The organism is Streptomyces sp. (assembly GCF_035644915.1).
GTDB lineage: Bacteria > Actinomycetota > Actinomycetes > Streptomycetales > Streptomycetaceae > Streptomyces.
This window is the reverse complement of the sequence record NZ_DASQNP010000246.1, coordinates 1-11,466: the sequence shown is the minus strand read 5'-3', so window position 1 is coordinate 11,466 and position 11,466 is coordinate 1. Positions and strand designations below refer to the sequence as shown.

The 11,466-nt window shown below is 73.4% G+C and carries 12 protein-coding genes; 3 read left to right on the top strand and 9 right to left on the bottom strand.

Annotation, left to right across the window (positions count from 1 at the left end; genetic code table 11):
- Positions 1 to 11 precede the first annotated feature (11 nt).
- Positions 12 to 1,271, bottom strand: a complete 1,260-nt coding sequence (locus VE546_RS26345; RefSeq protein WP_324926618.1) for an FAD-dependent monooxygenase — start codon at positions 1,269 to 1,271, stop codon at positions 12 to 14.
- Positions 1,272 to 1,364: 93 nt separating this feature from the next.
- Here VE546_RS26345 and VE546_RS26340 point away from each other — a divergent pair, with 93 nt between their 5' ends.
- Entirely contained in the window at positions 1,365 to 1,973 is a 609-nt protein-coding gene (locus VE546_RS26340) for a TetR/AcrR family transcriptional regulator (protein ID WP_324926616.1), read from the top strand.
- Positions 1,974 to 2,038: 65 nt separating this feature from the next.
- Here VE546_RS26340 and VE546_RS26335 read toward each other — a convergent pair whose 3' ends face one another.
- The gene (locus VE546_RS26335; RefSeq protein WP_324926614.1) at positions 2,039 to 3,136 is read right to left on the bottom strand and encodes a helix-turn-helix transcriptional regulator; all 1,098 of its coding nucleotides are present in this window, start codon (positions 3,134 to 3,136) and stop codon (positions 2,039 to 2,041) included.
- A gap of 114 nt (positions 3,137 to 3,250) precedes the next feature.
- On the opposite strand from VE546_RS26335, the gene VE546_RS26330 reads away from it, so the two are divergent.
- Positions 3,251 to 3,667: a DUF3224 domain-containing protein gene (locus tag VE546_RS26330; RefSeq protein WP_324926612.1), complete on the top strand. Its 417-nt coding sequence runs from the start codon at positions 3,251 to 3,253 to the stop codon at positions 3,665 to 3,667.
- Between the two features lie 46 nt (positions 3,668 to 3,713).
- Here the strand turns inward: VE546_RS26330 and VE546_RS26325 are convergent, their stop codons facing one another.
- The 6 genes from VE546_RS26325 to VE546_RS26300 form a co-directional block, all read right to left on the bottom strand.
- Positions 3,714 to 4,385, bottom strand: coding sequence for a uracil-DNA glycosylase (locus tag VE546_RS26325; protein WP_324926680.1), 672 nt, complete (start codon positions 4,383 to 4,385; stop codon positions 3,714 to 3,716).
- 109 nt (positions 4,386 to 4,494) lie between these two features.
- Positions 4,495 to 6,075, bottom strand: coding sequence for an ABC transporter substrate-binding protein (locus VE546_RS26320; RefSeq protein ID WP_324926610.1), 1,581 nt, complete (start codon positions 6,073 to 6,075; stop codon positions 4,495 to 4,497).
- 352 nt (positions 6,076 to 6,427) lie between these two features.
- The gene (locus tag VE546_RS26315) at positions 6,428 to 7,219 is read right to left on the bottom strand and encodes an SDR family oxidoreductase (RefSeq protein ID WP_324926608.1); all 792 of its coding nucleotides are present in this window, start codon (positions 7,217 to 7,219) and stop codon (positions 6,428 to 6,430) included.
- A gap of 32 nt (positions 7,220 to 7,251) precedes the next feature.
- Positions 7,252 to 8,013, bottom strand: a complete 762-nt coding sequence (fabG, locus tag VE546_RS26310; RefSeq protein ID WP_324926606.1) for a 3-oxoacyl-ACP reductase FabG — start codon at positions 8,011 to 8,013, stop codon at positions 7,252 to 7,254.
- Between the two features lie 224 nt (positions 8,014 to 8,237).
- On the bottom strand, positions 8,238 to 8,633 hold the full coding sequence (locus VE546_RS26305; protein ID WP_324926604.1) for a DUF3037 domain-containing protein: 396 nt from the start codon (positions 8,631 to 8,633) through the stop codon (positions 8,238 to 8,240).
- Positions 8,630 to 9,478: a HipA family kinase gene (locus VE546_RS26300; RefSeq protein WP_324926602.1), complete on the bottom strand. Its 849-nt coding sequence runs from the start codon at positions 9,476 to 9,478 to the stop codon at positions 8,630 to 8,632. Before VE546_RS26300 ends, VE546_RS26305 begins: the two co-directional genes overlap by 4 nt.
- A 730-nt stretch (positions 9,479 to 10,208) precedes the next feature.
- On the opposite strand from VE546_RS26300, the gene VE546_RS26295 reads away from it, so the two are divergent.
- Entirely contained in the window at positions 10,209 to 10,682 is a 474-nt protein-coding gene (locus VE546_RS26295) for a carboxymuconolactone decarboxylase family protein (RefSeq protein ID WP_324926600.1), read from the top strand.
- A gap of 337 nt (positions 10,683 to 11,019) precedes the next feature.
- Here the strand turns inward: VE546_RS26295 and VE546_RS26290 are convergent.
- On the bottom strand, positions 11,020 to 11,466 hold a 447-nt coding region (locus tag VE546_RS26290), incomplete at its 5' end, for an NADP oxidoreductase (RefSeq protein WP_324926598.1).

The window sequence follows — 11,466 nt, the reverse complement described above, 5'->3', positions numbered from 1 at the left end:
GATCGTCGCCGTCAGTGGCCCGTGGTGTCGCTCTCCAGTGTCCCGGCAGCATACGGCGTCCGGGGCGGCCGCCAGTCGGCGATGCCGTCGAGACCGCGCAGGACCAGGCGCGGGCCGATCCGGTCGGCGACGGCGACGGCGGCGGCGCGCAGCGCGCAGGCGGGCGGGGAGGAGAGGGTGCTCAGCCGTGCCACGCGGGCGGAGCGGCGTACGACGTCCATGGTGCGGGGCAGCCGGTCGCGGGTGTAGGCGGCCAGGGCGCGGACCGTCTCCCCCGGGTCGGGGGCGGCGTGGTGGGCGAGGACGACCGCGTCCTCGACGGCCTGGCAGCCGCCCTGGCCGAGGTTGGGGGTCATGGCGTGGGCGGCGTCGCCGAGCAGGGCGACCCGGCCGCGGTGGTAGGCGGGCAGCGCGACGGCGGTGCCGTACACGTCGTTGCGCAGGATCGCCGCCGGTTCCACGGCCGCGAGCAGGTCGGGCACGGGGTGGTGCCAGTAGCCGAAGCGGCGCAGCAGTTCGGCCCGCTCGTCGTCGGGCGCCCTCCCGCCGGCGGGGAGGACGGCGGTGGCGTAGGCGTACACCCGGCCGTCCGGCAGCGGGACGGTGCCCCACACCGAGCCGCGGCCCCAGGTCTCGTGGGGGGTGAAGGGCCGCCCGGGCGGGGGGACGACGAAGCGCCAGGCGGTGAACCCGGCGTAGCGGGGGGCGGGGTGGCCGGGGAAGAGGGCCCGCCGGGTGGCGGAGTGGATGCCGTCGGCGGCGACGACGAGGTCGGCGGTGTGCTCCTCCCCTTCTCGGCCCTCTTCTCCGCTCTCTTCTCCGCCCCTTTCTCCGCCGTGGCCGGTGCGGACGGTCGCGGGCCGTTCGGCCGTGCCGGGGTCGGTGACCGCGGCCGGGGTGCCGGTGCGGACGGTGCCCCCGGGCAGCCGGGCGGCGAGCAGGCCGATGAGGTCGGCGCGGTGGAGGACGACGACGGGGCCGCCGAAGCGTTCGGCCGCGGCGGTCTGGCTGGTGCGGGAGAGCCAGCGGCCCGACGGGGTGCGCAGGCCCCCTTCGTCCTGCCGGCCGGCCATGGACCGGACCGCGTCGCCGAGCCCGATGACGTCCAGGGCCCGCTGGGCGTTGGGGGCCAGGGCGATGCCCGCCCCGACGGGTTCCAGGGTGGCGGCGCGCTCGGCGACGGTGACCGCCCATCCGCGCCGGTGCAGCGCCGCCGCGGCGGTCAGGCCGCCGACTCCGGCACCGATGACGAAGGCTCGGGGCTGGTGCATGGCTGAGCTCCCTGCTGACGGCCCGGTGTCACTACACCTGTAGTGACAGCTACAGGCTACTACGCCTGTAGTGGCAGCGGTAGATTGACCGGCATGGCTCCCCGCACGGCCCGGACCGCCACCCGCACCGCCGCCCGTACCGACCTGATCGCCGACACCGCGATCGACCTGCTCGCCGAACGGGGCCTGCGCGGGCTGACCCACCGCGCGGTGGACGAGGCGGCCGGGCTGCCGCAGGGATCGACGTCCAACCACGCGCGCACCCGCGAGGCCCTCCTGGAGGCGGCGGTGCGGCGGCTGGCCGTGCGCGAGGCACAGGTGCTGGCACCGCGGGAGATGCCCGGGCCCGGGGACGGCCCCGGGGCACTGGCCGAGGCGCTGGCCCTGGCCCTGCACCGCTACCTGACCCACCACCGCCGGCTGGCGATCGCCCGCTACGAACTCGCCCTGGAGGCCACCCGGCGCCCCGCCCTGCGGGCCATCTACGACCGGACGGGGACCAGTGCCTTCCGCGAACCGCTGGTGACGATGATGGCCGCCGCCGGCTCGGCCGAGCCCGAGCGGCACGCGCTGTCGCTGATCGCCTGGTGCGACGGCGTGATGTTCTCCTGCACCGCGGGCTCCTACCACTCGACGGTGCCGACCCTGGAGGAGCTGCGGGCCGGACTCGGGGAGCTGCTGCGGGGAGCGCTGGGCCGCTGAGCCCCGGCCGGTGCCCGCCGCCCGGCCGCCGCCCGGCCCGGTACGGCCGGGGCGCCGCCGCGGGTTCAGGCTCCCGCCGCGGTGTCCCCGGCCGTGCCCTGGGCGGTGTCCCCGGCGGTGTCCCCGGTGGTGTCCCGGCCGTACCGCCGCGCCAGCACCCCCACCGCCTCCGCCACCGCCGCCCGCAGCCCGGCGGGGCCGAGCACCTCGGCCTCCGCGCCCAGCCGGAGCAGGTCGCCCACCGCCACGGGCGTGCTCTCCACCGGCAGGACCACCCGCGCCCAGCCGTCCCCGTCCGGCTCGCCCGCCTCCGCCGCGGCCCGCGCGCCCACCGCGCCGAACTGCATGGGCAGCAGCCGCAGGGCGCGCGGCGAGACGCGCAGGTGCGCCTCGCCCTGGTGGCGGGCGTCCTCCAGACGGCGGGAGAACCGTCCCCAGTACGCCGCGAGGTCGAAGTCCGCGGGCCGCTCGAAGCGCTCGCCCGGGCCGTCGAGGGCCAGGATCCGCGAGACCCGGTAGGTGCGCACGGCCCGCCCGTCCTGCCCGGCCTCCCCCGCTCCTCCCGCATCCCCCGTCTCCCCGGCCCTCCCGGGGTGCTCCCCGGAGCGGGCGACCAGGTACCAGATGCCGCCCTTGAGGACGAGCCCGAGCGGGTGCAGCTCGCGGCGCACCTCGCCGCGCCAACGGCGGTAGTGGACGCGCAGGACCCGCTGCTCCCAGACGGCCTCGGCGACGCGCGCCAGGTGCGGCACGGGGTCGGCGTCCCGGAACCACGCGGGGGCGTCGAGGTGGAAGCGCTCCTGCACCCGCCGGGTGCGCTCGGCGAGCTGGGCGGGGAGCGCGGCGCGCAGCTTCAGCTGGGCGGTGGTCAGCTCGGCGCCCAGTCCCAGCTCGGCCGCCGCGGCGGGCATGCCGGCGAGCCAGAGGGAGTCGGCCTCCTCCCCGGTGAGCCCGGTCAGCCGGGTGCGGTAGCCCTCCAGGAGGCGGTAGCCGCCCTCCGGGCCCCGCTCGGCGTAGACGGGGACGCCGGAGGCGGCGAGCGCCTCCGCGTCGCGGTAGACGGTGCGGACCGAGACCTCCAGCTCGGAGGCGAGTTCGGACGCGGTCATCCGGCCCCGGTTCTGGAGCAGGAGCAGCATCTGCAGGAGGCGGTCGGCGCGCATGGCGCCAGTCTGCCCGCCGTACCTGACAGAAGGTGTCAGGTACGGGCGCGACAGTGGTGGCGTCCGGCGCGGGAGGGGCCCGCGCCACCGCCTGGAACCGCCCGGAGGGGATCCATGACCACGCACACCACCGGCAGCTTCACCTACGCCGACTGGAAGGAGAACGTGCTCTCCCAGGCCGGGGACGGCCCGAAGCTGGCCACCGCCACCGTCACCAACCACTTCACCGGGGGCATCGAGGCGACCGGGACGTCGTGCGCGTACACCATCGTCTACGCCACCGGAGCCCCGGACTCGGCCGGCAGCTTCACCGGCCACCAACTGGTCACCGGCACCGTCGACGGCCGCCGGGGCAGCCTCGTCCTCGCCGAGCGCGGCACCTTCGACGCGGACGGGACCACGCACTGCGTCTTCGAGGTGGTGCCCGGCTCCGCCACCGGGGAGCTGACCGGACTGAGGGGGACGGGCGGCTTCACCGCGGTGCACGGCGAGCCGTCCGTCGCCTACGCCTTCGACTACGAACTGCCCTGACACCGGGCCGGGCCGGGACGACCCGCCCCGGCCCGGTGCCCCGCGCTCAGGATCCGAGGTTGGGGATGCACCAGTCGACCGGGGTGTGGCCCTGCGCCGCGATCGCCTCGTTGATCTGGGTGAAGGGGCGGGAACCGAAGAACTTCTTCGCCGACAGCGGCGAGGGGTGGGCGCCCTGCACCACCGCGTGCCGCTCGGTGTCGATCAGCGGCAGCTTCTTCTTCGCGTGGGCGCCCCACAGCACGAAGACGGCCGGGTCGGGCCGGGCGCCCACGGCGTGGATCACCGCGTCCGTGAACTTCTCCCACCCCTTGCCCTTGTGGGAGTTGGGCTCGCCCTCCCGGACCGTCAGGACCGTGTTGAGCAGCAGCACGCCCTGCTCCGCCCACGGCATCAGGTAGCCGTTGTCCGGGACGGGGCAGCCCAGCTCCGCGTTCAGCTCCTTGTAGATGTTCCGCAGGGACGGCGGGATCCGCACCCCCGGCCGCACCGAGAACGCCAGCCCGTGCCCCTGCCCCTTGCCGTGGTACGGGTCCTGGCCGATGATCACCACCTTGACCTGGTCGTAGGGGGTGGCGTCCAGTGCCGCGAAGACCTCCTCCCGGGGCGGATAGACCGGCCCTCGCGCCCGCTCCTCCTCGACGAACTCGGTGAGCTGCTTGAAGTAAGGCTTCTCCAGCTCATCGCCGAGGACGCCCTGCCAGGACTCGGGCAGCATGCCGTTCACGTAGCCAACCTCCGGTTTCGGTTCCGCGCGTTGCACCTCAGAACGTACCGGTGACCGCTGACAGCGGCGCGCGGGGACGGCCGGACGACCGCGGCGGCGGTTACCAGCTCTCCTTGCGGGACAGCTCCCACAGCCGCATGATCGTCGAGGAGTCGATGCTCCACTCCACGCCGGCGACGTCGTCGTGCGCGGCGATGTAGAGCTTGCCCTGCCACAGGGGGACCAGCCGGGCGTCCTCGGCCAGGATCTCCTGGGCCCTGGTGAAGGCGGTGCTGGCCGCGCCCCGGTCGCTCTCCTTGCGGGCCCTGGGCAGCAGCGTGCCGGTCAGGACGCTGTCCTCGTACGGCGTGCCCAGGGCGTTCTCCTTGCCCACGAACGGCGAGATGTAGTTGTCCGCGTCCGGGAAGTCCGGGAACCAGCCGCGGCCGAACACCGGGTAATCGCCGTTCGCGATCCCCTTCTGGAACTCGCGCCACTCGCGGCCCTCCAGGGTGATCTCGAACAGCCCCGACGCCTCGAGCTGCCGCTTGATCTCGGCGAACTCCCTCGCGGTGCTCGCCCCGTAGCGGTCGGTGGTGTACCAGAGGGTCAGCCGGACCTTGCCGGTGATCCCGGCCCGGGCCAGCGTGGTCTTGGCCTTCTCCACGCTGGGCTCGCCGTACTTCTCGTAGAAGGCGCTGGTGTGCCCGGTGATCCCGCCGGGGACCATGGAGTACAGCGGGGCGGAGGTGCGCCGGTAGACGTTGCGGACCAGGGCCTTGCGGTCGATGACCTGGGCGACGGCCCTGCGGACGGCCGGATCGGCGACGGCCTCGTGCTCCGGGTTGAACACCAGGTAGCGGATCTCGGTGCCGTAGACCTCGTTGAGCTTGATGTCCGGGTAGTCGGTGCGGTTCCTCTCGAAGTCGGTGATCTGCTCGGGGGTCAGGCCGCGGTAGGTCAGGTCGACGTTCCCCTTCTTGAGCTCGTCGACCATCCGCTCCGAGTCCTTGAAGTACCGGACGGTGACGGCCTGGTTCTTCACCTCGGCGGCACCGTTGTAGTTCTCGTTCCTGACCAGCTCGGCGCTCTCGCCGTCCTGGTAGTCCTCCAGCCGGTACGGCCCCGAGCCGCTGATCTTCTTCGACTTCAGCAACTGGTCGGCCGGGTAGACGGCGGGGTCGACGAGGGAGGCGGCGGGGGTGGCGAGCACCAGCGGGAACGTCGCGTCCGGCCGCTTGAGGTGGAATATGACCGTCCGCTTGCCCGAGGTCTCGATGCGGTCGATGCTCTGCAGCAACTGGGCGGGGCCGCTGTCCGCCTTGATGGCGAGGGTGCGCTCGAAGGAGTGCTTCACCGCCTCGGCGTCCAGCGGGCTGCCTCCCGAGAACTTCAGGTCCTTCTTCAGCACGCAGCGGTAGACGCTGCTGACGGTGTCGGTGAAGCCGCAGTTCTGGGCGGCGTCGGGCTCGGGGGTGCCGCTGGAGTTCGGGAAGTGCAGCAGCGTCTGGTAGACGTTCCTGAACAGCTCCCAGGAACCGTCCCAGGCGCCGGCCGGGTCCAGGACGCTGGGCGTGCTGGTCGTGCCGACCACGATCGCGTCTTCGTCCTCGCCTCCTCCGACCAGCGAGCCGCATCCGGCGAGCAGGCTCGCCGTCACCACCACGGCTGCGCCCTTCAGAGGCTTGTCCTGGCTGAACACTTGTACGCTCCTCGGTCGGCGGTGCCACTACTGCCTGGGGGGGTGCGGGGGGATTTCCGTCGGCTGGCGGGACGGAGCGCGCGCCGCGGTGCGCGTGCCACCGCACGTACGGCAGGGCTTCGAGATGCCTGTCGTGCCGACGACGTGGCAGACCTTACCGCAGCATGTGACGGAGCTGACAGGCATCTGGACCGGGGAAGAGCAGGGGATTCTTCCGGTGACCCGGCCCGGGGCGCCGTCCGGGCCGGGGCGGCTCCGGGGCCTTCGGGGAGCGGGAAGGAGAACGCTCCGGTGCCGGGCCGCCCGGAGGGGGCGGCCCGGCACCGGAGGCGGGCGGCGGGGGGGCGTACGGTCAGCCCACTCCGGCGTTGAGCAGGATGCCGCCGTCCACCACCAGGGTCTGGCCGGTGATCCAGGCGGAGGCGTCGGAGGTGAGGAAGGCCGCCGCTCCCCCGATGTCCTCGGGCGTGCCGAGCCGTCCCATCGGGTAGTGGCCGGCGACCTCCGCCTCGCGCCCCTCGTAGAGGGCGGCGGCGAACTTGGTCTTCACCACCGCCGGGGCGATGGCGTTGACCCGCACGCCCGGCGACATCTCGTGCGCCAGTTGGAGGGTGAGGTTGACCATCGCGGCCTTGCTCATGCCGTAGGCGCCGATGAAGGGCGAGGCGCCCAGCCCGGCGAGGGAGGCGATGTTGACGATGGTGCCGCCGTGCTCCTTCTGCCAGGCCGCCCAGGTGCGCTGGGCGAAGCCGAGGGCGGAGAGCACGTTGGTCTCGAAGACCTTGCGGGCGACGTTCAGGTCCAGCTCGGCGATGGGCCCGAAGACCGGGTTGGTGCCCGCGTTGTTGACCAGGTGGTCGACGCGGCCGAACGCCTCCATGGTGCGCTCGACCGCCTCCGCCTGGTGGGCCTCGTCGTGCGCCTTGCCGGCGACGCCGATGGCCCGGTCGGTGCCGAGCCGTTCGACGGCCTCCTTGAGCGCGTCCTCGTTGCGGCCGGTGATGCACACCCGGTCGCCGCGGGCGACGAGCGCCTCGGCGATGCCGTAGCCGATGCCGCGGCTCGCCCCGGTGACGAGGGCGACCTTGCCGCTGTCGGGTGCCGCGCCGCCGTCCTGCGCCGCGCCGCTGTTCCGTGCTGCCATGGTTCTTCCGTTCCTCGTGGGTCGTCCGGCCGTCAGTCGAGCGGTCCGCCGGCCACGTACAGCACCTGACCGGAGACGAAGCCCGCCTCCTCACCGGTGAAGAACGCGATGGCGTTGGCGATGTCCTCGGGCCTGCCGACGCGCTGGACGGGGATCTGCGAGGCGGCGGCCTGCTGGAAGTCCTCGAAGCTCATGCCGACCCGGGCGGCGGTGGCGGCGGTCATGTCGGTGACGACGAAGCCGGGGGCCACCGCGTTGGCGGTGATGCCGAACTTGCCCAGTTCCTTGGCGAGGGTCTTGGTGAAGCCCTGCAGACCGGCCTTGGCGGCGGAGTAGTTGGCCTGGCCGCGGTTGCCGAGGGCCGAGCTGGAGGAGAGGTTGACGATCCGGCCGAACCCGGCGTCCACCATGTGCTTCTGGCACGCCCGGGACATCAGGAAGGCACCGCGCAGGTGCACGTTCATGACCGTGTCCCAGTCGGAGTCGCTCATCTTGAACAGCAGGTTGTCGCGGAGCACTCCGGCGTTGTTGACCAGGACGGTCGGCGCGCCCAGCTCCTCGGTGACCCGGGCGACGGCGGCCTCCACCTGCTCGGTGACCGACACGTCGCAGCCGACCGCCAGCGCCCTGCCGCCCGCCGCGGTGATCTTCTCCACGGTGTCCTTGCAGGCGGCCTCGTCCAGGTCGAGTACGGCGACGGCCCGGCCCTCGGCGGCCAGCCGGACGGCCGTGGCCGCGCCGATGCCGCGGGCTCCGCCCGTCACGATCGCGACGCGCTGCTCGGTGGTGGACATGCTGGTTCTCCTCGCGCTCGAATGGGTGAGCAACCGCTTAGTACCTCTGGCAGACGTGACGCTAGAAGCACGGACACGCTCTGTCAACGGTCGTCGACACGGGTGAGTCCCAGCCCACGCGCGGGCCCCTTCCCGGACCCTTCCCGGCTCACCCCGCCCCCGGCGGTCCGCCCGCGGCGCGCGGCCGGCCTTCCGTCCACCCGGCATGCGCCGGACCGGCGCGGTCAGCGCACCAGGACGTCCAGCAGCCGCTCGGCCTCCGCCTCGGGATCGGCGGTCAGCCCGGTGTGCACCGGCCCCGGCTGGACGACGGTGGAGCGGGGCGCGACCAGCCAGCGGAAGCGCCGTCCGGCATCCTCCCCGGCGGCCTGCCCGGCGACGTCCCCGCCCCGGCACACGCACTCCACGGCGTGCAGGGCGGCGCGCACTCCCTCGACGTCCACGCCCGGATCCAGCGCCCGCAGCCGGTCCTCGTCCAGGTGGATACGGGCCGCGACGAAGGACCGGGCACGGCAGTAGAGGACGACCCCGGCGTTGATCGACTCACCGCGCTCGACCCGGGGGACCACGCGCAGCACGGCGTACTCGAAGACGTCCCGTCCGCCTGTCAGCCCGCTCACCGCGTCCGCCCGTCCTTCTTCTTCAATCCGCTCACCGCGTCCGCCCAGTCCCTCAGCCAGCCCGGCGCCCTGGACGGCCCGTCCTGGCTCGGGGCGCCGATGGTGATCCGCTCGTGGACCGTACCCGCCCGGGCCGCCAGCACCTCCACGTAGGCGCGGCGCAGCGCGTCCGGCGTGCCGAAGCCCGGCTCGCCGTCCAGCCACTCGTCGGGGACGTCGGCCGCGCACTCGGCCAGCAGCTCCTCCGTCACGCGCGGCGCCAGTTCGGCGGCGGCCGCGGCGATGTCGGGCCCCGCGGGGGCGAGGGCGTGGTCGGAGGCGTCGTACGGCTTGTCGGCGGCCCGGTCGGCGGTGGACCAGTTGTGGTGCCAGATCAGGGTGGCGCCGTGGTCGATGAGCCACAGGTCGCCGTGCCAGACGAGCATGTTGGGGTTGCGCCAGGAGCGGTCGACGTTGCCCACCAGCGCGTCGAACCACACCACGCGCCCGGCCTCCGCGGCGTCCACCCGGTAGGCGAGCGGGTCGAAGCCGATCGAGCCGGGCAGGAAGTCCATCCCCAGGTTCAGCCCGCCGCTGGCCTTCAGCAGCTCCTGCACCTCCTGGTCGGGCTCGCCCAGGCCGATCACCGGGTCGAGCTGGATGCCCACCAGGTCGGGCACGCGCAGGCCGAGCCGCTGGGCCAGCCGCCCGCACAGCACCTCGGCCACCAGGGTCTTGCGGCCCTGACCGGCGCCGGTGAACTTCATGACGTAGGTGCCCAGGTCGTCGGCCTCGACGATGCCGGGCAGCGAACCGCCCTCGCGCAGGGGCGTCACATAGCGCGTGGCGGTGACTTCGGGGAGCATTTCCCCAGGCTATCCGACGTGCCGACCTTGCAATCCACGGTTCTCCGCCGGGCACGCACAGCCCGGGAACACTCGGTGCCCTTGGGGAGTCCGAAGGTCCGGCATGACGCCCGGCCACGATCCCGGTGTGGTGAGCGGCGCTCAGCGCCGCTCACCACACCGGGAGCTCGTACGCGACGTCAGGGAACGGGCCGGCTCATAGGTGGGCAGAGGTGCACCTGGCGAAGAACGATCCGCGTCGTCTCCCCTTCGCGCTCTGCCGGATCCGCCCCCGACCGGGCCCGATGGACCACGTTCTTGTGAACGCTTGGCACACTTTTTTGGATGCGCAGCAGTGCTCGGAGGGGTGCCCGGGCGTCTCCGGGGCCGAGGGGCTTGCGCCCGTCGGGCCGCCTGGGGCGAGGCGGCGGGGCGGGACGCCGCGGGCGCGCCGTGCCCGGTCGGTGCCGTGGCCGCGCGCTCCGGGCGGCTCGGGTCTCTCGCCCGGTTTCGCCTCGATGAGGTGGTGGACGGACCTCCGGTCCTGTCCGGATCGCGGGGTGCCCGATCCGGGGAAGGTGTCGGCGATCGTGGCGTGCGGGGGTCTCCCGGCAGCGGTCCCGGGTTTCGCCGTGGGCGGCCCCTGCCGCGGCACGGCAGAGGAGACGCACGTCACATTCGCCTCTGTCACATCTCGCCGGGCGCTTCCGTCAGGGAGGTGTAACCGTCAACCACGGCAGAGGAGTTCACCATGGACGCTCGCTTGAACCTCCTGGGCAACCCGAACGCGGCCAAGATCTTCAAGCACTTCGTGTCGGCGGGCAAGGTGATCTCGGACTCGACGCTGCCCGCCGCGACACAGGAACTGGTGAAGATCCGCGCCAGTCAGATCAACGGTTGCGCCTTCTGCACCGACATGCACACCAAAGAGGCCGCACACGCCGGGGAGACCCCGGTGCGCCTCAACCTGATCGCGACCTGGCGAGAGGCCACCGTCTTCACCGACGCCGAGCGCGCCGCTCTGGAGCTGGCGGAGCAGGGCACCCGCATCGCCGACGCGGCCGGCGGTGTCACGGACGAGGCGTGGGCGAACGCCGCCAAGCACTACGACGAGGACCAGCTCGCCGCCCTGGTGTCCCTCATCGCCCTCATCAACGCCTTCAACCGCGTGAACGTCATCGTCCGGCAGCCCGCCGGCGACTACCGGCCCGGCCAGTTCGGATGACGGTTCGGATAACGGGGAGCACCGGCCGGGACCGCCGGTGCGGTCTCGCGCGGGCGGCACACGCCCCGGGCGCCTCCCACCGGAGCCCGGGGCGTCGTCCCGTACCGCCGCTCCCCGGCTCCAGCCCCGGAATCCGGACCCGCCCGGCTGAGGCACGCCCCCGTGCGCCGGTCGCCGGGGTCTTCGGACGGGACTCCGGCCCGGCCCGCAAACCTCAAGGCCGGGAGGGACAACGGAGGGTGGACGTGTCGGCGTGCGGGCGTTGGGACCTGGGAACGGTCCCGCGGAGCTTCGTCCCAGGTGGCAGGAGGACGTCCGTTTCGGCGCACCGCCCGCGTCAGCCCTGTGCCTCCGCCAGGAGTGCTCGTATCTCGGCCCCCGAAGCCGGACGGGCCGCCAGGGGGCCGGACGGTCCGCCGGACGGCTCCATGTAGGGATTGCCGTACGCGGGCGTGCCCACTCCGAACAGCCTGCCCTGCGCGAGTGGTCCCGCGTCGACGGTGTCGTACCCGAGGACGTCGAGCAGTGCGGTCGCGTGCCGCTTCGCCTCGGCGTTGTCTCCGGCGAGGGGGAGCGCGGTGCGGTCCTCGGCGCCCGCCGGCCTGCCCAGTACGGCGAGGTGCTGGTGGCCGATGTTGTTGAACGCCTTTACGACGTGCGCCGATTCCCCGAGGTACTGCTGGAGCAGTTCGCTGCTCGTGGTCGAGCCGTTCTCCAGGGCCTCGATCCTGCCGTCGCGCTGCGGGTAGTAGTTGCCGGTGTCGATGACCGTCTTGCCCGCGAG